Below are 26,462 nucleotides of genomic sequence, written 5' to 3'. Positions count from 1 at the left end.
TGCCCTGATTTTACGGCGAAAGCGGGAGGATTGCAAGCCCTATTGCCGGTACCCCTGCAAAAAGTCTCCGATTTTTTCAACCCCTTGGCGCAGCACATCGCACTCGGGCAGGTAGACGATGCGGAAGTGATCGGCATCCGGCCAGTTAAAGCCGCTACCCGCCACGATCAGCACCTGTTTTTCCCGCAGCAGGTCCAGGGCAAAGCGCTCGTCATCCTGAATATTAAAGCGGCCGTCCAGCCGGGGGAAAATGTAAAAGGCCGCCTGGGGCTGCACCACGCTTACCCCGGGGATGGCGCGCAGCGCCTGGACCACGCAGGCCCGCTGCTCATAAATACGGCCGCCGGGCAGCAGGTCGGGGTCGGGCTGGTCGGGGTTGGAGAGGGCCTTTTCCACCATGTATTGGGCGGGTACTCCCGCGCACAGCCGCATGGAGGAGAGCAGGTTCAGCCCATCGATATAGCCGCCCATCCCCGAACGGTCCCCGCTCAAGCACATCCATCCACAGCGGAAGCCCGCCACCCGGTGGGATTTGCTAAGCCCGCCAAAGGTGACGCAAAAAACTTCCGGCGCCAGCGCCGCGATGGAGGTGTGCTTAAGGCCGTCCATCACCAAACGGTCGTATATCTCGTCGCTAAAGAGGATCAGCCCCTTCTCCCGGGCGATGGCGGCGATATCCTGCAGCAACCCGGAAGGGTAGAGCGCGCCGGTAGGGTTGTTGGGGTTGATCAGCACGATGCCCTTGGTGCGCGGGGTGATCTTGCGGCGGATATCCTGGGTATCCGGCAGCCAACCGGAAGCCTCATCGCAAAGATAGTGCACCGCGCGGCCCCCGGCCAGGGTAGCCGCGGCCGTCCACAGGGGGTAGTCCGGCGCGGGGATGAGGATCTCGTCCCCGCTGTCCAGAAGCGCCTGCATACTCATCAGGATCAACTCGCTGACGCCATTGCCGATATACACGTCCTCCATCGTCACGCCTGCGATGCCCTTGTGCTTGCAGTAACCGGCCACGGCCGCGCGGGCGGCGGGCAGGCCCTTAGAATCGGTATAGCCCTGGCCCAGGCGCAGCCCCTCCTGCATAGCCTGCAGGATATCGGGCGGACAGCTAAAGCCAAAGGGGGCGGGGTTGCCGATGTTGAGCTTGAGCACCTGCTGGCCCGCCTGCTCCATACGGGCGGCCTCCTGGGTCACGGGCCCCCTTATCTCATAACACACGTTGTTCAGTTTTTGGGATTTATCGTAGGTTCGCATGTGGCATAGCCTCCTTTTTCCATTAAAAAAGCCCTAAACCGGAAAACTCCGGCTTAGGGCGAATGCGCTTATAGCGCCATCCGTGTTACCACCTAAATTCGGGGGGAAGGGTACCTCTCCCCGCGCTCTGCTGCGGTACCAACATACCGCACCCCTTGTAACGGCGGGGCCCCGGCAGGGCTTTAGGGCTTTTGAACCCGTTGGGCCTTGCAGCTCCGGAATGGCTTCCATGCGCCGCGGGGAAGATTTTCACCAAGTCTCTTCTCTCTTTTACCTGCGCGGGGAACATGTACTTTTTTCCTTCATCGCTTTATTTCGTCCATTCTAGCATTTGGAATGCCGTTTGTCAAACCCGGCGGCGCAAAAGGCAGGCTTATAGCCCCAACCGCTGGAATTGCTCAGCCGGCGCGTCGTGCTCGCGCAGCTGGGCCCGCAGCGCGCGGATGAACTTTTCTTCCAGCGCGTCATCCCGCAGGGGGTGGCGCTGGCCCGGGTCGTCATGGATGCTGAAAAGCAGGCTGCGAAACAGGGAATCCTCCCGGCGCACGTTCTCTCGCAGGGGCTCTCCGCATTGGTTCATGTCCACGCAATATACCGGCATATCCGTCCAAGAGAGGTAACGGCCTACGTCCAGCGCGCCCTCGGGGATATCCCGCCACCAATACTTGTAGTAGGAGGTCATCATAGACATGTAGGCGTACAGCGGCGCGTTTTCCTTACTTTTAGGCGCGCGGAAATAGGTATAGTATCCATCGGTCAGGTTCACCGGCATCCCAAACCAGCCGTAAAGCGCATAATCTCGTACCCGCTTTTGTGCCCCGTGCAGCAGCGGCCAAAGCGTGCGGCCGTGGATGGGCCCCTGCGCCGTACAGCTGAAATGCTCCAGAATAGTGGGCATCAGGTCTATGGTCTGGGTCAGCGCGGCGCAGCGCTGGCCCGCCCGCTCATCCCCAGGCAGGTGGATGAAAAGGGGGATGCGGCACATCTCGTTCCAGGCGTGGAAACAGTTTTTGCCCGTAACCCCGTGCTCGCCCAGCATGTGCCCGTGATCCGAGGTAAAGATCACCAGCGTATCCTCCCAAAGGTTTTGCCGGTCCATCTCATTGAGCAGCTTGCCCAGCCATTTATCCGCCATGGAGAGGGTGGCGCAGTATAGGTTGCGCAGGTGGTCTACCGCCTCGGGCCCCTCATCGGCGTTTAACGCGTCGTACCGGGGCCACTCGTAGAGCGGGCCCTGATAATGATCGGGATACAGGGCCTTGAACGCCTCCGTACAGTCGAAGGGCTCGTGGGGGTCGAACACCTCCACCTGTAAAAAGTAGTTATCCGCGCCCTCGTTATCCCGCAGCCATTGGGTGGCGGCCGCAAAGGTACGGGGGGTAGGATGGTCTGCATCGGTTTTAAAATGCTGGCGGTTGCACTGGTACTGCCGCTGAGCCTGGCCCAGGTAGGCGCGGGGCATCTGCGGGTCCCGCACTTGGGAGGCCCATACATCGGTCTCCTGCCCGCGGATCAGGTCCCAGGTATCGTACTGCTGCATATAGCCCTCGCCGCCCAATTCAGCGTAATGGCAATGGTCGGTGGCGATGTGGGTAAACACGCCCTTTTCCCGCAAAAGGGTAGGAAAGGTGACGTCAAAAGGCTCGATAGGGCCCCAGCCCCGCTCTAAAAAGTTGATGCGCCCAGTCATCAGGTCCCGCCGGGCGGGCATGCAGGGGGCCGAGCCGATAAAGTGGCTGTCAAACACCAGGCTGCGCCGGGCCAGCCGGTCGATATTCGGGGTGATGGCGCGCCCGGCCGCATCGTAGACCTTTAGCATATGGCGGTTGAGCGTATCCATCATGATCATGATCGCTTTCAAAATCCAATCCCTCCTTGTCCACTCGTTTTATAACCTACCCTTATCATACCACAAAACGGCGCGCAAAAATGGATAAGGTCAATTCTGCCGGTGCCGATGGGAACGAATTCATATGGGTAGCAAAAGCCGGTACAGCTACAAGCTGTACCGGCTTTTAAGATCGGCTTAAGCAGCGTTTACCCTAAAAGGAACCGGGCGATCAATTCATGCCCGATGGAGGGGTCAGGGCACAGGGCGGCGGCCTGCGCCTCGGTATAGCGCCGGTCCGCGTGCCGCTGGGGATGGCTGCTGTCGTAGAGCAGGTAGGGGATGGGGTCGTGCACATGGGTGCGCAGCGTCAGCGGGGTGGCATGGTCGGGCAGCAAGAGCAGCCGGTAATCCTCGCCTATATCCGCCAATCCGCCCAGCAGAGGCTTTAATACCCGCTGATCCAGCCGGTGGATGGCCTCTACCTTATCGGCGGCAATGCCGCTGTGCCCGCACTCATCCGGCGCTTCCAGGTGCAAGAACACAAAGTCGTCCCCTTCCTTTAGACAATGAAGGGCGGCCTGTACCTTGCCTTCGTAGTTGGTCTCCAGCTCTCCGGTGGCCCCCTCTACATGGATGGGGCGCAGCCCCGCGCAGATGCCGATGCCGTGCAGCAGCGGCACGGCGGATACCACGCTGCCCTTTAAGTGGAATTTTTCATAAAAGGGCGTCAGGCTGGGCTTGCGCCCCTCGCCCCACAGCCAGATGCTATTGGCGGTCTCAAGCCCTTTGGCCTTGCGCGCCAGGTTGACCGGGTGGTTCTCCAAAAACGCCGCGCTCTTTTTCATAAAATGCAGCAACTGTTCGCTCAGCGGCCCCTGGGGCAGGTGCGCGGCGATCTTTTCGCCCAAAATGTCATGGGGCGGGGTGGTCTTTAGCCCTTCGATCTTATAGGGCATCTCGCCTGTATCCATCACCAGCACGTGGCGGTAAGTGGCGCCCACCGCCATGCGCACGGGCTCGTCGGCAAAATGGGCCATCAGATCCTTCATGATCGCTTCGGCTTCTTGCTGGGAGATCATCCCCGCGCTGTGGGAGACCATGGTGCGCGCCTCATACGCCGGCTCATCGGTAACATGCACCAGGTTGCAGCGGAATACCAGGTCCTTATCGCCCATCTCAACGCCCATGCTGACCGCTTCAAGGGGCGAGCGGCCGGTGTAATGGGCCGCCGGGTCATAGCCCATCAGCGAAAGGTTGGCCGTATCGCTGCCGGCGGGCAGGGAGCCTGGGATAGTGCGGGTCTGCCCCATCTCCGCGCGCAGGCACAGCGCGTCCATCTCGGGCTTTTCGGCCACCTCCAGCGGAGTTTTTCCGTCCAGGTCGGGGCAGGGGCGGTCGCTCATCCCATCGCCCACCAAGATAATATATTTCATCAAGGCGTCCTCCTTTGTTTTGACTCATCTTCCCCTATTTTAGCCCCGGCAGGGGCCGTTGGCAAGGGTAAACCGCGCACGGATTGGCAAGGGACTTTCCTGCGTGGTATGATGAGGGGGCGAAAGGGTGAATGTGAGATATGGAAAAGACCTGGCAGCTGGCGCTGCTCAAATGGTACCGGGAAAATAAGCGGGACTTGCCCTGGCGCAGGAGCCGGGACCCCTACGCTATCTGGGTCTCGGAGATCATGCTCCAGCAGACGCGGGTGGATACGGTCATCCCGTATTACCAGCGGTTTTTGGCCCTGTTTCCCGACATGAAGGCGTTGGCCGGCGCGCCGATTGAGAAAGTGTATAAGGCCTGGGAAGGGCTGGGCTATTATTCCCGCGCGCGCAACCTGCAAAGGGGCGCGCAAACCGTGCTGGAGCGGTTTGACGGCGCTATGCCCAGGGAGGCCGCGCTTTTGCAAAAGATCCCTGGCATTGGCGAATACACCGCCGGGGCCATCAGCTCCATCGCCTTTGACCAGCCCGCCTGCGCGGTGGATGGCAACGTGATGCGGGTGGGGGCGCGGCTGTATGGCGATGGGCAGGATATCGCCCTGCCCGCCACTAAGAAATACTGGCAGAAAGAAGCGCTTGGCTGGATACCGCAAGGGCAGGCGGGGGACTTTAACCAGGCCCTGATGGAGCTGGGCGCGCTGATCTGCCTGCCCCGGGGGGCCAAGTGCGCCGCCTGCCCGGTAAAGGAGTGGTGCCGGGCCTTTGAGAATGGTCAGGTTGAGGCGCTGCCGGTGAAATCCGCCAAGGCCAAGCCCAAGGTGGAACGCTACCGAGTGCTGGCGCTGGTGGATGAAAAGGAACGGGTGCTGTTTTGCCGCCGCCCTGAGGGCGGGCTGCTGGGCGGGCTTTGGCTGCTGCCCATGCTGGCGCAGGGGGAGGATGTGGAAAGCTACATCGCAAAATTGGGCCTTACAGCGGTAGAGCGGCTGCCCCTGGGCAAGGCGCGGCACGTATTTACCCACCTGGTTTGGGAGATGGAAGGGGAACTGATCCGCGTGTGCGGAGGCGGCAGCCTGCCCCAGGGCGGGGCCTGGGTGGAAAAGGGAGGCTGGCAGGCGCTGGCCCTGCCCGGCGCCCAGGCCAAGCTGGTGCGCGCGCTGGAGGAGGAGCTATGCTGAAGGAGAAAAAACTGGTTTTGGTGGCGCTCAATGCCAAGTACGTGCATACCAGCTTGGCGGTGCGCGCTCTGCGCGCCGCCTGCAAGGATACCCGCTGGCAGGTGGAGATCATAGAGCGCAGCATAGGCGATCCCTTAGACGCGGTAGCCGAGCAGATCGTGCGCGCCGGCGCGCAGATCGTTGGCTTTTCCTGTACGATTTGGAACGTCACGCTCGTCGCCCGGCTGTGTGCCCTGCTGCGGGCCGCGGGCTGTTCGGCCTTTTTCCTGCTGGGCGGGCCGGAGGTCTCCTTTGAGGGGGATGCGGTCTTTACGCGCATCCCGGAGGCGGACGCGGTGATCTGCGGGGAGGGGGAGGCGGCGCTGCGCGCCCTGCTGCAAAGCTACCCGGCCCTGCCGCGGGAGATACCGGGGCTGTGCCTGCCGGGCTGGAGCAATGTGAGGCCCACGCAGGTGGATGAGCTGGACCAGCTGCCCTTCCCCTACGAGGGCGGGGAGGGGATAGAGCCGGGGCGGATCTTATACTATGAGGCCTCCCGGGGCTGCCCCTTCCACTGCGGCTATTGCCTTTCGGGGGAAACGCAGCTGCGCCAGCTGCCGCTGCCCCGGGTCAAGGCAGAGCTGCGCACGTTGATGGCGGCGGGGGTACGGCAGGTAAAGTTTGTGGACCGCACCTTTAACGCGGACCCGGCGCGGGCGCGGGAATTGTTCGGTTATTTGATGGCGCTGGACCGCGAACTTGAGGGCAGCACTAACTTCCACTTTGAGATCGGCGGCCAGCTGCTGGATGAGGAAACGCTGGACCTGCTGGAGGAGGCGCGCAAAGGGCTTTTCCAGTTCGAGATCGGCGTGCAGTCCACCGACCGTGCGGCGCTGGATGCGGTGGGCCGTAAGGACGATTTTCAAAAGATCACCCGGGCGGTGCAAAGGCTGCGCCGCGCAGGGCGCATCCACCTGCACCTGGACCTGATCGCTGGGCTGCCGGGGGAAGGATACGCGCGCTTTGCGGCCTCCTTTAACGACGTATACGCCCTGACGCCGGACATGCTCCAGCTGGGCTTTTTAAAGCTGCTGCGGGGCAGCCGCCTGCGCCGGGAAGAAAAACTGCATGGCTATGCTTACGACCCGTACCCGCCTTACGAGATCACCGCCAGCCGGGATATTACTTATCTTGAACTGCGGCGCCTGAAAGCCGCGGAGGAGGCGCTGGAGCGCTATTATAACGCCCACCTGTGCGACAGGACGCTGCGCTACCTGATCTCGGTGCTGGAGGGGGACGCCTTTCGCCTGTTTCAGGGTTTGGGAGAGTATGCCGGGGAGATCGGCCTGCCCTGGCAGGGGCGCACGCCCCTGCAGCGCATGGAGATTTTATATGCCTATGCAAAGGCGCATATTCCCGGGGTAGATCTTGCTGCCCTTTCAGAGCTGCTGCGCTTTGACCTGCTGGAAAAGGAAAAGCGGCGCGGCCTGCCCTTGGCCCTGGCGCCGCTGGATACCCCGGAAACACGCAAAAAAATCCGCGCCCTGTATGGGGGCGCGGTACATTCCATCTATCCAGCAGCGGGGGAGATGGAGCCCTATGCTTTGCGGCGCGCTACCCATATCGAGCCCTTTCGGCTGGATATAGCGGCCTTTGAGGCCGTAGGGGCGCTGCAATGGCGGGCATGTTACTGGCTGTTTCGTTACGATGGGGCGGCACCGGTGGAATTGCCGGGTTGATGGATCACTCGTTTTCCGGGTCCTCATCCCGGCAGCGGGTGCAGCGCCAGTTACACTTGGGGTTTTTGCATACGCAGGTCTGATCCACGTTGTACAGGTCGGCCCCGCAGAGCGGGCAAAACGCCGGACAGTCTTGATTGTTTGGTTTGCTCATGTCCTTTCCCTCCTTAAAAATGGCCGGATGGGGTTGCCCCCTCTGGCCTTAAATTATATCTTTTTCGGGCGCAACGGCGCTTATTTGGCGCCGATAAAGCGCAGGATCTCGCGCTGCATCCGTTCCCGCTCGCTGGCGACATAGTAAGCGTGCCAGGAATCGTTCAGGGTTACGCGCCGTGTATGCGACTGGGAAAGCCGCCGGTCGATAATCGCGCCGCTTTTAAAGCGCACCGCCTCGTCGTTTTTAGAGTGGATCACCAGCGTGGGGATCGTGATGGCCGGCAGGATTTTTTTACTTTTGGCGATCAACCGCTCGATATCCATTACCCGGGGCAGATAGGCAAGATAACCCGGCAGGCTGGGCGGGGTCACGCTGTTGGAGCGGTGGTAAGCCATGGCTATGGCATTTTGCGCCGCATCCTTTTGTGAGGCGGATTTAAGGCCGTTGACCGCGCCGCGCGGGCTGAGTTTGATGCGCATGGGCGGGGCGATGGCCACTACCCCGGCGACCTGTTCCTGCCGGGTGGCGGCGGCTTCCAAGGCCAACAGGCCGCCGATGGAGTGGCCTACCAGATAAACGTTTTTATAGCACCGGCATATCTTTTCTACCTGCGCATCCGTATAGGCTTCCCAGGCGTCCAGCCGCGTGCGGGCAAACTGGGCGCTGCTCCCGCCATGCCCAGGCAGCAGCAGCGCGTAGGCGGCATAACCCCTTTGATATACGGCCTGGCATAAATCCTCAAACTGCAATGGGCTCCCCAGAAATCCGTGGATAAACAATACCGCCGCCTCGGCATCCCGCCGGGGCAGAAGGATCTCCCGGTGCTGGAAAGCCCCGATTTTTTCTGTTTCCATATTGGGTCCCTCTGTTATTTCCATTTAAGCCTATTTTACCACAGACGGGCCGCGCTATCCAGCCGCCGGGGAAAAGGAAGGGAGGTAAAGCAAGAAAGTAAGGCGAAGCTGAAGAAGGCGAACGTAATTTTTGAAGAATACAAAACGGGTTTTGCCATTTGGAAGTGGCGGCGCTGCCACAACTGCTTGCCTTTGACAATAGAGATGCTTCTTACGGGAATAAAAAAACATCGCAATCCACAAACGCGGGTTGCGATAGCCGACGCAGCCGTTGCTACGGCTTGCACCTAACGAATATGAACTGACATAATGGTTCAACCGCAAAAGTTGGTCGCGAAAGCGAACCGTTGCGAAGGCGTTTACAACCGAGCAGGTGAGATGAGCGTGACTTTTTGTGGAAAAAGAGCGATGACGGGGCAGCAAAAATCCCACCCGATTGATCGAGTGGGATTTTTGCCGCGAAGTCCATCGCGACGTGGTAGCGGCAGTTGGACTTGAACCAACGACCTATCGGGTATGAACCGATTGCTCTAGCCAGCTGAGCCATGCCGCCATATGGGAAACGCGAATCCATCGATCCGCGTTTCAAATTGGTTGCGGGGGTGGGATTTGAACCTCACGACCTCCGGGTTATGAGCCCGACGAGCTACCAGACTGCTCCACCCCGCGACGTCAACGCCGGCTCTCACCGGTGCAGAAATTAGTATATCCAATCTTGTCCTAAAAGTCAACTACTTTTTACGATTTTTAGTTTCAACCTGCCGGAACCGGGCAAAATGTTTGGAAAATTTGACGAAAGCGCCCGCCCGCGCAGGAGAAAGGGCGAACGGTATGGAAATGCATAGTGCAGATATATGTGGCTTAAAGGGGGATAAGACGATGGAAGTTTCCTTGCGCGAGGATTATTTGGACGAGGTGCAGGGCCGGGGACGGCGCTATTTCCGCGGATGGGTGCCGGAGGGCGCGCCTCGCGCCGTTTTGCAGATCGCCCACGGCATGGCGGAGCATAGCGGGCGCTATGACGATTTTATGCGCTTTCTGGCAGGGCGCGGCATTGCGGCCTTTTGTATGGACCATGCGGGGCACGGCCGCTCGGCTCGGACGCAAGCGGAGTATGGCTTTTTTGGCGATGAGGGCGGCATGGCGGCCGCCATTGGCGATATGCGCCGCTTCACGCAATGGCTGTCCGGCGCTTATCCTCATATCCCGCTGATTTTGATGGGGCATTCCATGGGCTCGTTTATGGTGCGCCAGTACCTGGCACAGGATGCCTCGGCGCTGAACGGAGCGATCCTTATGGGAACGGGGGGCGTAAACAAGCAGGTGGGCATGGGGATCATGCTGGCTAAGCTGGAGCGGCTGCGCATCGGCCGGATGGGGAGGAGCAAGCTGATCGACAAGCTGGCTTTTGGCGGCTTTAACAAGCCCTTTGCCCCGGCGCGCACGCCTTACGACTGGCTGAGCCGGGACGAGGCGATGGTAGACGCCTATATTGCCGACCCGGCCTGCGGCTTTGCCTTTACCGCCCAGGGGTATTTGGACTTATTCGAGCTGAACCGCGCCGTCAATTCTATCGAATGGGCGCGCAAGCTGCCGCCCAGGCTGCCGCTGCTGCTGGTCAGCGGAGATCAGGACCCGGTAGGCGGCATGGGGGAAGGCGTGCGACAGGTGGCGGATTGGCTAAAAGCTACCGGCCATGGCCGGGTCGCGCTGAAGCTATTCCCGGGCGCCCGGCATGAGGTGTTAAACGAGACCAACCGCCAGGAAGTTTACGAGGCCATCGCCTGCTGGTTAGAACGGGTGCTGGAGCGGTAAAAACAGGGAAAAGCGCTGCAATAGATTGCTGTAGCAGCCGCTGCAAAACGGCGGGCTACGATGCACGCGGGTCAAATGGCAGGTTTTATCCCCTCTCTGGCGTTAATTTTTTGGGCCGCGCGCGATAACAGGGTAGATTGTGGTTGGCCTCTACGCGGCTTGCCTGAAATGCAGAAAAGGATCGTGACCGTGAAAAAGAAAAAGATACAAAGCCCTACGCTTCCGATCGTGATCATGTTCGGCCTGTTTATCCTCATCGGGGCCGTCATGATCTTTTTCGGCCTGCGGGGCACCTGGCAGCTGGAGCAGACTACCCGGAGTTATGCTAAGACCACGGGCTATTTGACCGGGTACATCCTGCAAGCGGAGGAACAATACGATGCGGTGAAAAAGGAACACACCGCGGCGACCTATTATCTGGTCTACAGCTATGCGGCCGGCCAAGGGGAGTACCAAGTGGTCACGGATTACGCCACCAGCATCCTCCCTGCGATGGGGACCAGCGCACAGATCCGTTACGCGCCCGATGACCCGGAGCGGGCGGTGATCGTCGGCCCCAATAAAAACGCCGGGCTGCTGTTTATCGGCGGGATGTTCGCGGTCATCCCCTCGGTTTTGCTATGGATCATTTTAAAACCAGCCCCCAAAAAAGGGCGGCTGGATACGACGGGCCTGGCATTTGGCCTGATCTTTGTCGTGTTTGGCTATGGGGCGCTTTATATGACCACGGGAGAATATTCGCTAAGCGGCATCATACGGTTTTATCAAACCTCGTTTATCCTTCCGCTGGTGATCCCGCCGCTGCTGATCTGCGCGGGCCTTTTTGCCAGCGTCAGGAGCCTGCTGGGCTTTGCCGCCTTGAAAAAGCGCGGCAAGGCCAGGCGCGGGCAGAAAGCGCAAACGCCCCATCGGTAAAGATGGGGCGTTTTATAATGGATATAAGGCTGCTTACAGCTCCACCAGCGTGGCTTCGTGCCCGGTATGGGGCAAAAACTTTTCCAGAATATCGGTTGTGCGTATTTTAAGGCTGGCGGTATTTACGCATGGGTGGCAGCCGATATACGCGTGGGAGACCACCTCCCGGTCGATCAGCAGGCGCACGCGGCGCTGGGTATCGTTCATCAACCCCAGGATGCTGACCGCGCCGGGGGTGATGTTGAGAAACTGCTGCATATACTCCGGCGCGGCAAAGGAAAGACGGGACGAGCCGATTTGCTTGGACAGATCCTTGGTCTTAAAGGGCTTGCTGCCCGGCATCATCAAAAGATAAAACTGGGTCTTTTGCGCGTTGCACAAAAAGAGATTTTTACAGATCTCGATGCCCAGCAGCGTGTCGATCTCCCGGCAGGCCTCGATGGAGGGCGTAGGGCCGTGATCCAGCCGGACGAAGGGAATGTTCAGCGCCTCCAGCAGGGCGTAAACGGCCATCTCCTTTGGCAGACGGCCCTCCGGCGCGGGGGCGGTGTTATAAAGCGTAGGGTCGCTCACATACGGGTTCATAGCGGGGTCACTCCATTTCTAGAATAAGTTAAACGACTTGGCCGCAAATACGAAAAGGAATACCGTAACGGTGGATAGCGCAGAGGAGAATACCACCTGCTGGCCGGCCAGCTCCTCATCCCCGCCCATCTGCTGGGCCATGGTAAAGGAGTTGACCGCCGTAGGCGCGCCAAATACCACCATCAGGCTGGCCAGTTCCGGCCCGCGGAAGCCCAGCCAAACCGCCAGGGATAAAAAGATGAGCGGGCTTATTACCAGCTTACCGATTACGCAGATGGTCAGCTGCCGGGCATTGCGCCCCACCTTGGAAAACTCGAAAAACGCGCCCAGCATAAAAAGCGCAAGAGGAGAGGCGATCTGCGCCAGGTTGCCGATGGAGGTGGTGATAAAGGGGGCCAGCGGCAGCTTGGTCTTTAAAAGGATGATGCCGATGATAGAGCCGATGATCAGCGGATTGGTGATGATGTTTTTAAGGATCTTGCCCACATCGGTCTTTCCGCCCCGGTAAACCTCCAGCGCGATGACCGAGAGCACATTGTAAAGCGGAATGGTGATAGCCACCAGCAGCGAGGCGATACTGGTATCCGCCCCCGGAAAGATGGACTGCACCAGCGGGATGCCAAACAGCGCATAGTTGCTCCGGCCGATGGCCTGTATCATCACCCCGCGCTTGGTATTGTCCTTCTCAATCAGCGGGATGATCAAAAACAGCAGCAGGTAAAGCGCCACCACGCCCACCCCGGCAAAGATGAAAACGCCGCCGCTGATGTTGCCCTCTGTGCTATCCATGATGTTTTTGCACAGCAGCACCGGCAAAAACAGGCGAAAGACCAGGTTGTTCATCACCCGGATGGTCTTGTCGTCCAGCATTTTCAGCCGCCGCGCGAGATACCCCACGGCCATCAGCACGAACAGGGGCAGGATGATGTTGAGGGATAAGATCAGGTTATCCATAAATAGCGCCTCTCCAATACGGTCGATTTTTGATTATGAGGGCCGGCCCGTTGCGCCACAAGGCGCGCAGACCCATACCAAATCCCATTTTACGCCATTTCACCCCGCTGTGCAAGAAACAAAAGCAAAAATTGCAAAATGCTGGCGATTGACGGGGAAGCCGGGATGCCGTACAATGTCTTTAAATAAGGTAATGCGCCGGTTTTGGCGCAGGGAGGGCAACCATGGCAACGCGTATCGCGCTGATCGGCATCATCGTGGAGGATATGGACGCTACCGAGCAGCTCAACGGCATTTTGCACGCCTATAGTCCGTATATCATCGGACGGATGGGCATCCCCTACCGGCAAAAGGGCGTCAGCATCATTTCTGTAGCGGTGGACGCGGAAAATGACGTGATCAGCTCCCTTTCCGGCAAGCTGGGGCAGGTCAAAGGCCTGAGCGTGAAGACCATCTATTCCAAAGCCCAGGGCGCACAGCGGGAGGATGAAAGATGAAAGCTTATTTATTTGACCTGGATGGGACCGTTGGCGAGACGCTGCCGCTGTGTATCGCTGCCTTTCAGGCGGCGATCGAGCCGCTGGTGGGGCGCAAGGTCAGCGCCGGGGAGATTGCAGGGACCTTTGGCCCCTCCGAGGAGGGGACGATCATGGCGCTGGTTCCCCAGCATTTTGACGAGGGGTTGAGCGCCTACGTAGCGCATTACACCCGCCTGCACCCGGAGATGTGCCCGCGCCCCTTTGCGGGGATCCCCCAGCTGATCGGCCAGCTGCGCGGGGCGGGCAAGATCGTCGCCATGGTGACGGGCAAAGGACCGCTATCGGGCGCAGTCACCTTCCGGCAATTCGGTCTGGAAAGCGCCTTTGATGAGGTTGTGTACGGCATCCCGGAGGGGCCCAGCAAGCCCCAGGGCATTGCGCGGGTGCTGGAACGCTTTGCCCTGGCGCCGCAGGACGCCGTCTATATCGGCGATATGCCAGGGGACGTGACCATCGCCCATGCGCAGGGGCTTAAAGCCTACGCAGCGGCCTGGGCCGACTCGGCAGACCTGCAGGCACTAAAAGCCGCAGGGCCGGAGGCGCTGTTTACCAGCGTGGCGGACTGCGCCCGCTATATCGCGCAGCAGGAAGGCCTTTAAGGCCCTGAGCAATAGGAGGACGCGCATCGCGTCCTTTTTTACAGCCGGAGCTTGACTTTTCAAAGATTTGCCAGCGCCGGGGCGGCAGGAGAGCCTGTATAAACGCAGAAAAAAGTAAAGAACAGGCGTGAAGGGGAGGGGAGCAAAGATGGAGGCGGCAGCCCGTATCTTTTTATATTTGATCCTCTACAGCGTGGTGGGCTGGGTGTACGAATCCACCCTGTGCTCCATTACCCAGCGCCGCCTGGTCAACCGCGGCTTTTTAAACGGCCCGCTCTGCCCTATTTACGGCTTCGGGGCGATGGCGGTCATTCTGCTGCTGCCCGGTGGGCAGGATGAGAGCCTGGTCAAGTTGTTCTTATCCAGCAGCGTGCTGTGCTGTATACTGGAATACTTTACCTCTTACTTATTGGAGAAGCTGTTCCACGCCCGCTGGTGGGATTATTCAAAGCGGCACTTCAACCTCAACGGTCGCGTGTGCCTGGAGGGCGCGGTGGTTTTTGGGGCGATGGCGGTGCTGCTGGTGCGGTATCTGCATCCCTTTGTGGCCGCGCAGGTGGCCAAACTGCCGCGCGCCTGGCTGTATGGGCTGGATGCAGGCATCTTCGTTATTTTGATGGTGGATTTGACCCTGACCGTGCGCCACCTGTTGGGGCTAAAGGGCCGCCTGGCGGAGATACAAAAGCTGCTGCAGGCCCAGAAAGAGGCTGGGCAGCGCAGGCTGGAGGCTTTGGGAGAGGGGCTGCGGGACAGCCTTGCCGCCCGGGAGGAGAGCGTCCGCGCCCATGCCGAGCGGCTTAGCGCATTGCTGGACAGCCGGCGTTTTCAGGACCGGCGCCTGATGCGGGCCTTTCCCGGGTTAAAGTTTCGGGACAGTGAGGCGTGGGAGCAGCTGAAAGAGCGCCTGCGCCGCAAAAAGCAGCCATAAGGGGAAAATAATTTTTAGCAAGCTAATGACTTTGCATTTAATCGGAATTTGTCCTATAATGTAGAAGATATTTTGTTAGCTGATGCGCAGGTTCAGGGGCCTGGCCCCCTAACGTATGCAATAAGGGGAATCGATAGATTTTGATGGAATACAAATTGGGGATCGACATCGGCTCCACCACCCTTAAGCTGGTGGTGCTGGATGAACGCAACAAGATCGTTTATAAAAGTTATGAGCGCCACTTTTCCCAGGTGCGCACGCTTTTGGCCAAAAGGATGGGCGAACTTAAAAAACTGCTGGAGGGTAAGCCCCTGCAGGTAGCGCTGGCCGGCTCTGCGGCCCTTGGGGTATCCGAGGAGACCGGGCTGCCTTTTGTGCAGGAGGTATTTGCCGCCACCCAGGCGGTACGCGCGCTTTACCCGCAGGTCAATACCGTTATCGAACTGGGCGGCGAGGATGCCAAGATCATCTTTCTAAAAGGCGCGCCCGAGGAGCGGATGAACTCCACCTGCGCCGGCGGCACGGGCTCTTTTATCGACCAGATGGCGGCGCTTTTGGGCGTGGAGCTGGATGAGCTGGACGCGCTTAGCCTAAAGGCGGAGAGCATCTATCCCATCGCTTCCCGGTGCGGGGTATTTGCCAAGACGGATATCCAACCCTTGATCAACGACGGCGCGCGCAAAGAGGACCTGGCGGCCAGCATTTTCCAGGCCGTGGTCAACCAAACCATATCCGGCCTGGCGCAGGGCCGCCCCATCGAGCCGCCGGTGCTGTTCTTAGGCGGCCCGCTCAGCTTTTTAAAGGGGCTGGGGGCGCTGTTTTGCAAAACGTTAAAACTTAAAACGAATGAGGCCATCTTCCCGGAAACGGCCCGGTATTTCGTGGCGCTGGGCGCGGCAATCTACGCAGGCGGCGCCGGGCAGCAGATGGATTACGCGCAATTGATGCGCCACCTAGATACCGCCAGCCGCCCGGCAAGGCGCCTGGAGGGGCTGGAGCCGCTTTTTGCCAGCGAGCGGGAATATGCGGCGTTTGCCGCCCGGCATGAGCGCGCGGACGCCCCGCATGGAAGGCTGGAGGGCTTCTCCGGCGTGGGCTACCTGGGGATCGATGCCGGCAGCACCACCACTAAGCTGGCGCTGATCGACGGGGAGGGCCGCATCCTCTACAGCCACTACTGCCGCAACGAGGGCGACCCGCTGGGCGTAGTGATCGAGCAGATGAAAAAGATTTACGCCACGGCCGGTAAAGAGATGCGCCTGGCGGGCGCGGCCGTCACCGGTTATGGCGAGCAGTTTATCGGCGGCGCGCTGCGGTGCGATGCGGGCGTGGTCGAAACGGTGGCCCATTATACGGCGGCCCGGTACTTCAACCCCAAGGTCAGCTTTGTTATCGATATCGGCGGGCAGGACATGAAGTGCTTCCGCATCCGCGACGGGGCGGTGGACGACGTGCTGCTCAACGAGGCGTGCTCGTCGGGCTGCGGCTCGTTTTTAGAGACCTTTGCAGGCTCTATGGGCTACGCCATCGGCGATTTTGCAAAAGAGGGGCTGTTTGCCACCCAACCGGTGAACCTGGGCACCCGCTGCACGGTGTTTATGAACTCATCCGTCAAGCAGGCGCAAAAAGAGGGCGCCTCGGTTGCGGATATTTCGGCGGGGCTGTCCATCAGCATCGTCAAAAACGCGCTGTATAAGGTCATTAAGGTACACGATGCAGCGGAGCTTGGGGAGGCCATCGTGGTACAGGGCGGCACCTTTTTAAACGACTCGGTGCTGCGCGCCTTTGAAAAGGAGCTGGGCAAAGAGGTGGTGCGCCCCCGCATCGCGGAGCTGATGGGGGCCTTTGGCGCGGCGCTGTACGCCCGAGCGCTGGGCCGGGAGCAAAGCGACATCCTCACGGCGCAAGAGCTGGAAAGCTTTACCCATACGGCACGGCCGCTGACCTGCCAGGGTTGCGCCAACCATTGCAGGCTGACGGTCAATACCTTCCCGGGCGGGCGCAAGTATATCGCCGGTAACCGGTGCGAGCGGCCCGTAACGGGGGAAAAAGGCGGAGGGCTGCCCAACCTTTTCCGCTATAAGTACGAAAAAGTGCTGGAACTGGCGCAGACGCCTTCGCCCGCAGCATCCGGGCTCAAGGTGGGCTTGCCGCTGGGGCTGAACTTTTACGAGACCCTCTATTTCTGGAAACCGTTTTTTGAGAGCCTGGGCTGCCAGGTGCTGGTCTCGGGGCCGTCGGCGCGGAATATCTATTACAAGGGCTACCAGACCATTCCATCGGATACGGTATGTTATCCGGCCAAGCTGATGCACGGCCATGTGCAGGACCTGATGGACCGGGGCGCGCAGGTCATCTTTTACCCCTGTATGACCTACAATTTTGAAGAGGGGATGGGGGATAACTGCTACAACTGCCCGGTGGTGGCCTATTATCCCGAGGTGATCGCCGGCAATATGAACCTGGCGGGGCGGCAGCTGATGATGCCCTATATCAGCTTGAACGACCGGGACTTTTTCATCCGTCGGATGGAAGAGGAGCTTGCGGCGTTCGGCTTTGGCCAAAAGGCCATCGCCGTGGCGGCCGACGCGGGGTACGCTTCCCAGCGGGCCTATCGGGAGGCGCTGTTTGCCAGGGGCGATGCTGCGCTGCAAAAGGCCCGGGAGACCGGGAGCAAGGTGCTGATCCTGGCCGGGCGGCCCTATCATATCGACCCGCTGATCAACCACGGCATCGAATTGCTGATGAGTTCGCTGGGCTTTACCGTGGTTTCGGAGGACAGTATCCGTCCGCTGGGGGACAAGGCGCGTCTGGACGTGCTCAACCAGTGGACCTACCACGCCCGGATGTACAACGCGGCCAGGGCCTGCTGCCAGATGGAGGATACGGCGCTGGTACAGCTGGTCTCCTTCGGCTGTGGGATCGATGCGATCACCACCGATGAGGTCAAGGCCATTTTGAGCCGGGGGAACCGCCTTTACACCCAACTGAAGATCGATGAGATCAATAACCTTGGCGCCGTGAAGATCAGGCTGCGCAGCCTGCTTGCGGCGATGGAAGAAAGAGAGAAACAAAAACGATGAACCATGAACCGGTCGCCCGGGTGGAATTTACCCGGGAGATGAAAAAAGATTATACGATCCTGGTACCCAATATGCTGCCCATCCACTTTGAGATGATCTGCGAGATTTTGCGCCAGGAAGGATACAAGATCGAGCTGCTCACCACCAGCCACAGCGCTATCGTGGAGGAAGGGCTTAAATACGTACATAACGATACCTGCTATCCGGCCCTGCTGGTCATCGGCCAGATGATCGACGCGCTCAAGAGCGGCAGGTACGACGTGGACCATACGGCGCTGCTCATCAGCCAGACGGGGGGAGGGTGCCGGGCCAGCAATTATCTGAGCCTGCTGCGCAAGGCCCTGCAAAACGCGGGTTTTCCCCAGGTGCCGGCTATCTCCATCAACTTTAAAAGCGAGCTGGAGAGCAACAGCGGCTTTAAACTCAGCCTGCTTGCGCTGGTCAAGGCCAGCTTTGCCATGATGTATGGGGATATGCTGATGTGGATCGCCAACCAGTGCCGCCCCTATGAAGTGCAAAAGGGCCAGACCCAGGCGCTGGTGGAAAAATGGACCCGAAAGCTGACCGCGCAGTTCCGCTCCCCCCGGTGTTTGATGGTGCGGCGCAACTATAAGCGCATCTTGCACGATTTTGGCCAGATCGCACTGCAAAAGCGGGAGCGGGTACCGGTAGGCATCGTGGGCGAGATCTACATGAAGTACGCCTCCCTGGGCAATAACGCCCTGGAGGACTTTCTGGTTTCCCAGGGGGCCGAGCCGGTGCTAAGCGGCCTGATGGATTTTTGCCTGTACTGCACCGCCAATGCGGCCAACGACCATAGGCTGTACGGCAATGCGGGCTTTGTGCGCCGCGCTTCCAGCGCCATCGCACGCTTTTACCTGGTGAAAAGGCAGGATCAAATGATCCGCGCCATTCAAAAGGACGGAAGGTTCTTAGCCCCCAGCCGGTTTGACGATGTGGAAAAACTGGCCGATGGCATGATCGGCCGGGGCGCCAAGATGGGGGAGGGATGGCTGCTGACCGCCGAGATGATGGAGCTGATCCACAGCGGGGTCAAAAACATCGTCTGCACCCAGCCCTTTGGCTGCCTGCCCAACCATATCGTAGCCAAGGGGATGATCCGCAAGATCAAGGAGCGCTATCCGGAGGCGAACATCGTAGCGGTGGATTACGACCCCGGCGCCAGCCGTATCAATCAGGAGAACCGCCTGAAGCTGATGCTGGCCAACGCCCGGGAGAGTTATATCGCACCTGCCGCACAGATGGGGCTGGACTTGTCGCCGGATGCGAATCTCGAGAGCGGGCAGGAAAGACGCGCCAGCGGCGATGTATCCTGAAATAGCATATTGGTAGTACTTCTGCCCGCGTCCTATGGGACGCGGGTTTTTTGATATTCCAAAAAATGAAATATATCTACCCGCCAATGCGCTTTTCGGTGAACAAAGAGTCATGTCCATATGTTTGCATGAGTGATGCGAAATTAAATAGGCTGGTTTTCCAAAAATAATGAAAGAGAAGCAAAAAAATTGGGAGGGGAGCCTTGCGCATAGAAGCGAATTTTGTAGTTGTATATACTACTCAAATTTATTTTACTTATTCTATTTTTAAATCGACTGTATGAAGTTTAATATACTCTATTGTGCATATCGGATATATTGGGGGCGAATTTATGCAGGGCAGGTTGTCCAAACGGGAGCGTTTGGTTGGGGACAGGAGGATGCAAAAGGCTTTTGCGGTACTGATGGGCCTGCTTTTTATTTATCCCTTTGCCGAAACTGCCGCACAGGGATTGCTGGCACAGGGGCACTGGCCCAAAATCACGGCCGAAGTGCTGCTGGCGCTAGGCTGCGGCGCGGCCTGTGGGCGGATCATGCGGGGCGAGCGGGTAAGGTGCAGAACGGCGGCGTTGGTAGGCGCTATCTTTGCGGGGCTGATGGTAGGGACACTGACTTATCAGTACATTTTTATAAGCGGCAAATTTACAGTATGGCAGACCTGGTTCGCCGCTGCCTGGGTGCTGGGAATGACGGCCCTGCCCGCCTGCGGCTTTTTATTGACCGAGCGGCCGCTGCCAAGCCCCTTGCGGCCGGCGATACTGGGGACAGGGCTGGGCGCTTATTTTGCCTGTGCGCTGCTTTTTGGCCTATTATGCCCGGTGAAGGAGGTGCAGGCGCGGTTAGGCATCCTGGGCGGCGCTTATATCGTTTTGGCCATTTTGGCGCTGAACCGCCTGGCCATCGGCCATGCGGCGGGAGAGAACGCTGCCATCCCCCGGTATATATTGCGCGCGGGGCGGCTGATGCTCATCCCATTGCTGATCCTGGGGCTGGCAGTGATGACCCTGCCGCTGTGGCAGGAGGGACTTTGGCGCCTGACGGAGCTGATCGGCCAGGGGATCGGAGCGGTCATCGGCTTTATACGCTATCTCATCGGGCTTACGTTGCCCGCGGTTGAGGACGAACCGGGAGAGGGGCTGGAGGTGGAGTTTGAGCCGGGCATGGCGCCGGAGTGGCTGATTCGCCTATTGCAGATCATCAGCGGGGTTTTGTTTGTGGCAGTAGCCTGCCTGGCGGTGTATGGGCTTTACCGGCTGGTCTACAGGTGGATCCTGGGCCGGAAAGAGAAAAAGGACCGGAGCCAGTGGGTGGAGGAAACCGGATTTACCGATGAGGAGGAGATTCTGGAGCGGGAAACGCGCCGCCGGCGGCGCCGCAGGCGATATACAGCCGCATCCCAAAAGATGTGGGAGGACTGCCAGGATGATGCGCAGCGGCTGCGCCTGGCCTATGAGCGCGTCAAAAGGCGGCTGGCAAAGGACCCGGCCCAGGGATATCTGGCAGCCGCCACGCCCAGCGAAGTGGCGCGCAAGGCCTGGATAGAACAGGTAACAAAGGAGGAGCTTGACCTACTGGCACAGGGCTACAACCTGGTGCGCTACAGCCCGCATGCAGCCGGGCGGGCTCATGTAGAAGCAGCACGGCGGATTTATACGCGTCTATAGGCCGGCTTAGAGGGCGTAAATATCAAAAATATGGGGATTAACCTAAAATATGAGGGGTTGATTAGCGGGCGAAATAAATTAAGCTTATGATATACAGCTCGTAAACCCGGCCCGCCGCAAGGCAGGGCCTTTTACAAAAAAAGGCGCGCAGGCGCGAAGATAAGGGGGAACTGATGATGGAATTGCAGCAATTAATGGCGTTACCGGGAAAATTGATCGAGAATATCAGCAAGGTCATCGTGGGGAAGGACGATGTGATCGAAAAGGTCGTGGTGGCGGTGCTGGCCGGTGGACACGTACTGCTGGAGGATGTGCCGGGCACGGGTAAGACGCTGCTGGCCCGCAGCCTGGCCAAGAGCCTGGCGGCCGGCTTTTCACGGGTGCAGTTTACGCCCGACCTTTTGCCTGCGGATATTACCGGGGCCAGCATTTTTAACCAAAAGGAGAACGTATTTGAGTTTAAGCGCGGGCCGGTCTTTACCCATATTCTGCTGGCCGATGAGATCAACCGCGCCACGCCGCGCAGCCAATCGGCCCTGCTGGAGGCCATGGAGGAGCATCAGGTCACCTCCGATGGGGAGACCTATAAACTTGAGGAGCCCTTTTTCGTCATCGCCACGCAAAACCCGGTGGAGACCCAGGGCACCTTCCCGCTGCCCGAAGCCCAGCTGGACCGCTTTTTGGTGCGCCTGTCCATGGGCTATCCTTCCGATGAGGACAGCCTGGAAATATTAAACCGCTTTAAGGGAGCCGATCCCCTGGGCGCGCTGCAAAGCGTGGCTACCGCCCAGGAGCTTTATGATGCCCAGTGCAGCTTCCACCAGGTCTATGTATCCAAGCCCGTTGCGCAGTATATGATCGAGATCGTCACCCGCACCCGCTCTTTTGAGGGGGTATCCCTGGGGGTCAGCCCCCGCGGGTTACAGGCGCTGATGCGTACCTGCCAGGTTCTGGCGCTTTCCCGGGGGCGGGATTATGTGCTGCCTGACGACGTTAAGGCGATGGCTCTGCCTGTGCTGGGCCACCGCATCATGATGCGCCGGGGCATTTTAGGGCAAAAAGAGGGCGCTGCCGGCGTGATCGCCAAAATACTGGAAGCGGTGCCCGCCCCCACGGAGGATCTGGAGCAGGAGGCCTGAAATGAGCGTAGTTTGGCTATTGGTAGCCATCGGCGTGCTGTGCCTGGCGCAGGCCTGGCTGTTTGCGCTGGCCGGCCCGCTCAAGATCGGCTATAAAAGGACATTTTCAACCTCGGAGGCGTACGAGGGCGAGGAGATCGAGCTGGTGGAGGTGATCTCCAACGCCAAGCTACTGCCCCTGCCCTGGCTGCGGGTTGAATCCTACATTTCTCAAAATCTGCAGTTCCACGGCCAGAGCGACCTGACGGTCAGCGGCGGGCGGTATCACCGCAGTTTGTTTTTCCTGCCGGGTTACCGGCGCATCACCCGCCGGCACAAGGTCAAATGCCTGAAGCGGGGCTATTATAAGCTGGAATCGGTCAACCTGTCGGTGGGCGACCTGGTGGGCATTAAGCACGCCAGCGGCAGCCGGGCGGTGCAGGCGGAGGTAACGGTCTATCCCCGGCTGTTCGATATCGGGGAGATGCCCACCGAATCCCTGCGCTGGCAAGGGGACGTGGTGGTGCGCCGCTATATCCAGAGCGACCCTTATCTGGTCAACGGAATCCGGGATTACGCGGCGGGAGACCGGCAAAAGGATATCCATTGGGCCGCCACGGCCCGGCGGGGGCATTTGCAGGTCAAGACCCATGACTTTACCGCCTCGCCGCGGGTGATGATGGTGGTCAACGTCCAGCGGGACGCCGGCCAGTGGGGAGAACTGGGCGAACAGGAGGCCGAGGTGATCGAGCGGGGCATCTCCTACGCGGCCAGTTTGGCAGCTTGGGCCGTATCCCTGGGGCTAGAGGCGGGGATGACCACCAACGGCGATATCGACGGCCTGCAGGAGCCTTTGTATATCGAACCGGCCGGCGGCAACGACCAGCTGCGCAGCATATTGGGCGCGCTGGCCCATTTGCGGATACACCGCAAGCTGACCCTGCCCACGCTGCTAGAGCAGGTGGAGGCCATGCTGCCGGGCGGGATGGACTTTGCGGTGGTCTCCAATTATTGGGACGAGACGCTGGAAATGCATGCCGGCCGCCTGCGGGCACTGGGCAATACGGTAACGTATCTGCCCATTCCACAGGCCGAAGGGGATAGGGCGGCGTCTTAAACAGAAATAGTGATGCAGCTTGGGGGCGGAAAGATGAAGATAGACATAAAGGCTTTATGCGCGCGCAGGGGTGTTATGCGGGCCATGCAGATTGGTATGGGGTTTTTGATGCTTTACCCGGTGTGCGAGGCGGCTTTGCAGGGCTTCCTTGCAGGCGGCAGCTGTATCCCGGGTACGGCGCTGCTGTTGGGCATATTGCTGTTGGGCGCGCTGGCCGGTCTGGAGACGCGCAAGGCCAAGGTAGGCGTGGCGGTATTGGTGCTGCTGGCGCTGTTGGCGGGCAGTTTTCTTGCGGCCTTTTTCCCCTGGATGGGCGTGCAGCTGCAAACCGTTTGGATGGTGGCCGCGCCCGCCGTGGCGGCCGTAGGTTTTTTTGTGGCACGCATGGATATCCCCTCGACACTGGACGTGCGGCTGCTGCCGGTGGGGTTTGGGCTTTACCTGGTTGTGGCGCTGGTATTCGGGTGGTTTTTCCCTATGCCGGGCGCGGGGGAGCGGCTGGGGGCCTTTGGCTCGGTTTATGTGGTGATCGCCGTTTTGATGATCAACGCCACCTCCGTGCGGGAGGCGGGGGCCGGCAGCGCGCCCCGTTCGGTACGGCGGGGCGGGCGGATGATGGTTATCCCCGTCATTGTTTTGGCGCTGTTGATGATGAACGGTCCGCTGGTGGGCCGCGCATTGCAAGGCTTTTTGTGGGTGATCGCCCAGGGGATCGGGGCCTTTGTGGCCGGATTGGGATGGATCATGAGCCTGTTTGCCCAGAATACGCCCGAGGGGCTGGCCCCCGCCGCGCCGGAGAGCCTGGAATTGGAGCCCACGGTGGAAACGCCCCAATGGTTGCAGATCGTGATGTGGGTGGTGGCCGCGCTGATCGTGGCGTTTATCCTTTTTATGGCGGTACGCTGGCTGATCCGGGCGCTGAAACGGTTGATGGAGCGCACCGCGCCCAGCGGCCGTTACGCCCAGGGCGATGGATATGTGGACGAGGAAGAAGATATCGTCCAAGCCAAAAGGCGGGGCTGGTTTTCGCGCCTGCTGCACCGGATGCGCCGCAAGGGCTGGAAGGACTGCGCGGACGATACCGAGCGGGTGCGCCTGGCCTACCGTAGGGTGCTGGATCATCTGGAGGAGCAGGAGGCGCAAAATCCGCTTACGCTGCTAACCCCCAATGAACTGGCCGGGCAGGCGCAGCTGCGGCGCGTGCCTAAAGGAACGTTGCAGGCGCTGGCACAGGGCTACAACCTGGCCCGCTACAGCCGCCGCGCGCCGGATAAAGAGCAGGTGGAGGCGGCGCGCAAGGTCTATGGGCAGCTGTAAGGGTAACAGGCGCGCTTACGGCCCGGGGACGAGAACGGGAAATGCCTTGGCCCTGCGCGAAACAAAAATATGGTATAATAGGGCATGGCAAAAGCCGTGCCCTATCGTGATTTTAAAACACCGATCGTAAAAGGAGTGCCCCGTTTATGGCGCAATGGCCCAAAGAAGTTGAAGAAACGCTGAAAAATATACCCGACCATCCCGGTGTCTACCTGATGCGGGATGCGCAGGATACCATTATTTACGTGGGCAAGGCCATCTCGCTCAAGCGCCGGGTGCGCCAGTACTTCCAATCCACCCAGAAACACGGGGCCAAGGTGCGGGCCATGGTGGCCAAGATCGCCCGCATCGAGTACATCCTGGCCGATGGGGAGCTGGAAGCGCTGATTTTGGAATGCAACCTCATCAAGCGCTACCGGCCCCACTACAACATTCTGCTCAAGGATGATAAGCAGTACCCCTATGTGCGTATCAATTTAAAGGAGCCTTATCCCCGGGTGGAGATCGCCCGGCGGATCGCGGACGACGGGGCGCGCTACTTTGGCCCCTATATCGGCGCGCATTCGCTGCGGGATGTGCTCAATACGCTAAAAAAGACCTTTCCCATCCGCACCTGCAAAAAGGCTATCGCCCCTGGCATGCGCCCGGAGCGGCCCTGCCTGAATTACCAGATCGGCGCCTGCATGGCGCCCTGCGCGGGGTTGGTCACCCCGGAGGAATACCGGGAGGTGATCGATCAGGTGATCCTGTTCCTCTCGGGCAAGTATGAGGATATCGTCTCCGGCCTGCAGGAAAAGATGGCGGACGCCGCCCAGAAAATGGAGTACGAGCGGGCGGCTATCTACCGGGATCGGATCGCCATGATCGAGCGGGTGATGCAGCGGCAAAAGGCCATCTCCACCGGCCTTGAGGACCGGGACGTGCTGGCCCTGGCTGAAGAGGGGCCGCTGGGGGTGGTGCAGGTCACCAACATCCGCGCGGGTAAGATGATCGGCAGCCAGCACTACCCCGTAAACCCGCCGCTGGAGGCCGGACCGGGGGAGATACTGGCGGACTTTATCACCCAGACTTACGGGGAGGATACCTTTATCCCCCGGGAGATCCTGGTGGCCTCGCCCCTGCCCTCGCCCGAGGTGTACGAGCAGTGGCTCTCCGAAAAGCGGGGCAGCCGGGTCTATGTCCTTTGCCCACAGCGAGGGGAGAAAAAAAGGCTGGTGGAGCTGACGCAGGATAACGCGCAGGAGCGGCTGCGCCGCATACTGCAAAAAGAGCAGGTGGAGCACCAGCGCACCATCGGTGCGATGGAGGACCTGCAAAAGATCCTGCACCTGCCCAAAGTGCCCTGGCGGATCGAGGGGTACGACAACTCCAACATTCAGGGCACCAATCCCGTATCGGTCATGGTGGTGGCCGAAGGGGGAAAGGCCAACCCCAAGGCCTACCGGCGCTTTAAGGTCAAGACGGTGGAAGGCCCCAACGATTATGAGACCATGCGCGAGGTGCTGACCCGGCGCTTTACCCACGGCTTTGCCGAGCTGCAAAAGCGCAGGGAAGAGGGTATCCCGGATGATGCGCCGGGGGGCAAGTTTTTGCCATTGCCCGACCTGGTATTGATCGACGGCGGCAAGGGCCAGCTGGGCATAGCCCTTGAAGTATGGGAGGCGCTGGGGCTTAATATCCCCGTGCTGGGCCTGGCCGAACGGTATGAAGAGGTGTTTTTGCCCGGCAGAAGCGACCCGGTGGTGCTGCCCCGCAACTCGCTGGCGCTGCAACTGCTCCAGCGCGTGCGGGATGAGGCCCATCGCTTTGGCATCACCTTCCACCGCAGCCTGCGCAGCAAAACCATGGTGCAATCCGCCTTGGAGCAGTTGCCCCAGGTGGGCCCGGCCCGGCGCAGGGCGTTATTCGCCCATTTTGGCACGGTTTCGGCCATGGAAAAGGCTACTTTGGAAGAAATCTGCGCCGTGCCGGGCATGAACCGCCCGGCAGCCCAGGCACTATACGCCCACTTCCACGGGGAGCAGACGGAAACGGCGAACGAAACAGAGCAGTGATGGCTAAGCGGA

The 26,462-nt window shown here is 59.8% G+C and carries 21 protein-coding genes and 2 tRNA genes; 14 read left to right on the top strand and 9 right to left on the bottom strand.

Annotated elements, in window-relative coordinates; all coding sequences use genetic code 11:
- Positions 1–39: 39 nt before the first annotated feature.
- The 3 genes from H8699_RS01890 to H8699_RS01880 all read right to left on the bottom strand — a co-directional run bounded on the left by H8699_RS01890 (position 40) and on the right by H8699_RS01880 (position 4,515).
- Positions 40–1,251 (bottom strand): pyridoxal phosphate-dependent aminotransferase, encoded by a 1,212-nt coding sequence (locus H8699_RS01890; protein WP_249284228.1) that lies wholly within the window; start codon positions 1,249–1,251, stop codon positions 40–42.
- A gap of 373 nt (positions 1,252–1,624) precedes the next feature.
- Positions 1,625–3,112, bottom strand: coding sequence for a sulfatase (locus H8699_RS01885; protein WP_249284227.1), 1,488 nt, complete (start codon positions 3,110–3,112; stop codon positions 1,625–1,627).
- A gap of 176 nt (positions 3,113–3,288) precedes the next feature.
- Complete coding sequence (locus H8699_RS01880) at positions 3,289–4,515, bottom strand: cofactor-independent phosphoglycerate mutase (RefSeq protein WP_249284226.1); 1,227 nt, start codon at positions 4,513–4,515, stop codon at positions 3,289–3,291.
- Between the two features lie 140 nt (positions 4,516–4,655).
- Here H8699_RS01880 and mutY point away from each other — a divergent pair, with 140 nt between their 5' ends.
- Entirely contained in the window at positions 4,656–5,696 is a 1,041-nt protein-coding gene (gene mutY, locus H8699_RS01875) for an A/G-specific adenine glycosylase (RefSeq protein WP_249284225.1), read from the top strand.
- The gene (locus tag H8699_RS01870; protein WP_249284224.1) at positions 5,690–7,414 is read left to right on the top strand and encodes a B12-binding domain-containing radical SAM protein; all 1,725 of its coding nucleotides are present in this window, start codon (positions 5,690–5,692) and stop codon (positions 7,412–7,414) included. The genes mutY and H8699_RS01870 overlap by 7 nt, the downstream gene beginning before the upstream one ends.
- Before the next feature lie 4 nt (positions 7,415–7,418).
- On the opposite strand, the gene H8699_RS01865 is transcribed toward H8699_RS01870, so the two are convergent.
- The 4 genes from H8699_RS01865 to H8699_RS01850 form a co-directional block, all read right to left on the bottom strand.
- Positions 7,419–7,568 (bottom strand): hypothetical protein, encoded by a 150-nt coding sequence (locus H8699_RS01865; RefSeq protein ID WP_249284223.1) that lies wholly within the window; start codon positions 7,566–7,568, stop codon positions 7,419–7,421.
- An 80-nt stretch (positions 7,569–7,648) separates the two neighbouring features.
- Positions 7,649–8,425 carry an alpha/beta hydrolase gene (locus H8699_RS01860; protein WP_249284222.1) on the bottom strand — a complete coding sequence of 259 codons (777 nt, stop codon included), beginning with the start codon at positions 8,423–8,425 and terminating at the stop codon, positions 7,649–7,651.
- Between the two features lie 476 nt (positions 8,426–8,901).
- Positions 8,902–8,978, bottom strand: a tRNA-Met gene (locus tag H8699_RS01855).
- A 38-nt stretch (positions 8,979–9,016) separates the two neighbouring features.
- A tRNA-Met gene (locus H8699_RS01850) sits at positions 9,017–9,094 on the bottom strand.
- Positions 9,095–9,304: 210 nt separating this feature from the next.
- Between H8699_RS01850 and H8699_RS01845 the strand changes: the two genes are divergently transcribed.
- Positions 9,305–10,240 (top strand): alpha/beta fold hydrolase, encoded by a 936-nt coding sequence (locus H8699_RS01845; RefSeq protein ID WP_249284221.1) that lies wholly within the window; start codon positions 9,305–9,307, stop codon positions 10,238–10,240.
- Between the two features lie 168 nt (positions 10,241–10,408).
- Positions 10,409–11,155, top strand: a complete 747-nt coding sequence (locus H8699_RS01840) for a DUF3592 domain-containing protein (RefSeq protein WP_249284220.1) — start codon at positions 10,409–10,411, stop codon at positions 11,153–11,155.
- Between the two features lie 33 nt (positions 11,156–11,188).
- On the opposite strand, the gene H8699_RS01835 is transcribed toward H8699_RS01840, so the two are convergent.
- Complete coding sequence (locus H8699_RS01835) at positions 11,189–11,740, bottom strand: prolyl-tRNA synthetase associated domain-containing protein (RefSeq protein WP_249284219.1); 552 nt, start codon at positions 11,738–11,740, stop codon at positions 11,189–11,191.
- An 18-nt stretch (positions 11,741–11,758) separates the two neighbouring features.
- On the bottom strand, positions 11,759–12,694 hold the full coding sequence (locus tag H8699_RS01830; protein WP_249284218.1) for an AEC family transporter: 936 nt from the start codon (positions 12,692–12,694) through the stop codon (positions 11,759–11,761).
- 224 nt (positions 12,695–12,918) lie between these two features.
- Here H8699_RS01830 and H8699_RS01825 point away from each other — a divergent pair, with 224 nt between their 5' ends.
- From H8699_RS01825 to uvrC, 10 genes are all read left to right on the top strand, one after another.
- Complete coding sequence (locus H8699_RS01825; protein ID WP_147518376.1) at positions 12,919–13,191, top strand: TM1266 family iron-only hydrogenase system putative regulator; 273 nt, start codon at positions 12,919–12,921, stop codon at positions 13,189–13,191.
- Positions 13,188–13,832, top strand: coding sequence for an HAD family hydrolase (locus tag H8699_RS01820; protein WP_249284217.1), 645 nt, complete (start codon positions 13,188–13,190; stop codon positions 13,830–13,832). The genes H8699_RS01825 and H8699_RS01820 overlap by 4 nt, the downstream gene beginning before the upstream one ends.
- A gap of 148 nt (positions 13,833–13,980) precedes the next feature.
- Positions 13,981–14,760, top strand: a complete 780-nt coding sequence (locus H8699_RS01815) for a putative ABC transporter permease (protein WP_249284216.1) — start codon at positions 13,981–13,983, stop codon at positions 14,758–14,760.
- A 143-nt stretch (positions 14,761–14,903) separates the two neighbouring features.
- Complete coding sequence (locus H8699_RS01810) at positions 14,904–17,843, top strand: acyl-CoA dehydratase activase (protein WP_249284215.1); 2,940 nt, start codon at positions 14,904–14,906, stop codon at positions 17,841–17,843.
- Positions 17,840–19,180 (top strand): 2-hydroxyacyl-CoA dehydratase, encoded by a 1,341-nt coding sequence (locus H8699_RS01805; RefSeq protein WP_249284214.1) that lies wholly within the window; start codon positions 17,840–17,842, stop codon positions 19,178–19,180. The genes H8699_RS01810 and H8699_RS01805 overlap by 4 nt, the downstream gene beginning before the upstream one ends.
- A gap of 332 nt (positions 19,181–19,512) precedes the next feature.
- Positions 19,513–20,844: a DUF4129 domain-containing protein gene (locus H8699_RS01800; RefSeq protein ID WP_249284213.1), complete on the top strand. Its 1,332-nt coding sequence runs from the start codon at positions 19,513–19,515 to the stop codon at positions 20,842–20,844.
- A gap of 173 nt (positions 20,845–21,017) precedes the next feature.
- Positions 21,018–21,983, top strand: a complete 966-nt coding sequence (locus tag H8699_RS01795) for an AAA family ATPase (RefSeq protein WP_330605093.1) — start codon at positions 21,018–21,020, stop codon at positions 21,981–21,983.
- Position 21,984: 1 nt separating this feature from the next.
- Entirely contained in the window at positions 21,985–23,079 is a 1,095-nt protein-coding gene (locus H8699_RS01790) for a DUF58 domain-containing protein (RefSeq protein ID WP_249284212.1), read from the top strand.
- Between the two features lie 84 nt (positions 23,080–23,163).
- Positions 23,164–24,396, top strand: a complete 1,233-nt coding sequence (locus H8699_RS01785) for a DUF4129 domain-containing protein (protein ID WP_249284211.1) — start codon at positions 23,164–23,166, stop codon at positions 24,394–24,396.
- A gap of 146 nt (positions 24,397–24,542) precedes the next feature.
- Entirely contained in the window at positions 24,543–26,450 is a 1,908-nt protein-coding gene (gene uvrC, locus H8699_RS01780; protein ID WP_249284210.1) for an excinuclease ABC subunit UvrC, read from the top strand.
- The last annotated feature ends 12 nt before the right edge of the window (positions 26,451–26,462 follow it).

The organism is Luoshenia tenuis, from assembly GCF_014384745.1.
In the GTDB taxonomy this organism is placed as follows: domain Bacteria; phylum Bacillota; class Clostridia; order Christensenellales.
This window is presented reverse-complemented; position numbering and strand designations above follow the sequence as displayed.

Coding starts and splice junctions, on each gene's coding strand:
- H8699_RS01890 (WP_249284228.1), bottom strand. CDS start 1,251: ATGCGAACCTACGATAAATCCCAAAAACTGAACAACGTGTGTTATGAG.
- H8699_RS01880 (WP_249284226.1), bottom strand. CDS start 4,515: ATGAAATATATTATCTTGGTGGGCGATGGGATGAGCGACCGCCCCTGC.
- mutY (WP_249284225.1), top strand. CDS start 4,656: ATGGAAAAGACCTGGCAGCTGGCGCTGCTCAAATGGTACCGGGAAAAT.
- H8699_RS01870 (WP_249284224.1), top strand. CDS start 5,690: ATGCTGAAGGAGAAAAAACTGGTTTTGGTGGCGCTCAATGCCAAGTAC.
- H8699_RS01865 (WP_249284223.1), bottom strand. CDS start 7,568: ATGAGCAAACCAAACAATCAAGACTGTCCGGCGTTTTGCCCGCTCTGC.
- H8699_RS01860 (WP_249284222.1), bottom strand. CDS start 8,425: ATGGAAACAGAAAAAATCGGGGCTTTCCAGCACCGGGAGATCCTTCTG.
- H8699_RS01845 (WP_249284221.1), top strand. CDS start 9,305: ATGGAAGTTTCCTTGCGCGAGGATTATTTGGACGAGGTGCAGGGCCGG.
- H8699_RS01840 (WP_249284220.1), top strand. CDS start 10,409: ATGCAGAAAAGGATCGTGACCGTGAAAAAGAAAAAGATACAAAGCCCT.
- H8699_RS01835 (WP_249284219.1), bottom strand. CDS start 11,740: ATGAACCCGTATGTGAGCGACCCTACGCTTTATAACACCGCCCCCGCG.
- H8699_RS01830 (WP_249284218.1), bottom strand. CDS start 12,694: ATGGATAACCTGATCTTATCCCTCAACATCATCCTGCCCCTGTTCGTG.
- H8699_RS01825 (WP_147518376.1), top strand. CDS start 12,919: ATGGCAACGCGTATCGCGCTGATCGGCATCATCGTGGAGGATATGGAC.
- H8699_RS01820 (WP_249284217.1), top strand. CDS start 13,188: ATGAAAGCTTATTTATTTGACCTGGATGGGACCGTTGGCGAGACGCTG.
- H8699_RS01815 (WP_249284216.1), top strand. CDS start 13,981: ATGGAGGCGGCAGCCCGTATCTTTTTATATTTGATCCTCTACAGCGTG.
- H8699_RS01810 (WP_249284215.1), top strand. CDS start 14,904: ATGGAATACAAATTGGGGATCGACATCGGCTCCACCACCCTTAAGCTG.
- H8699_RS01805 (WP_249284214.1), top strand. CDS start 17,840: ATGAACCATGAACCGGTCGCCCGGGTGGAATTTACCCGGGAGATGAAA.
- H8699_RS01800 (WP_249284213.1), top strand. CDS start 19,513: ATGCAGGGCAGGTTGTCCAAACGGGAGCGTTTGGTTGGGGACAGGAGG.
- H8699_RS01795 (WP_330605093.1), top strand. CDS start 21,018: ATGATGGAATTGCAGCAATTAATGGCGTTACCGGGAAAATTGATCGAG.
- H8699_RS01790 (WP_249284212.1), top strand. CDS start 21,985: ATGAGCGTAGTTTGGCTATTGGTAGCCATCGGCGTGCTGTGCCTGGCG.
- H8699_RS01785 (WP_249284211.1), top strand. CDS start 23,164: ATGCAGATTGGTATGGGGTTTTTGATGCTTTACCCGGTGTGCGAGGCG.
- uvrC (WP_249284210.1), top strand. CDS start 24,543: ATGGCGCAATGGCCCAAAGAAGTTGAAGAAACGCTGAAAAATATACCC.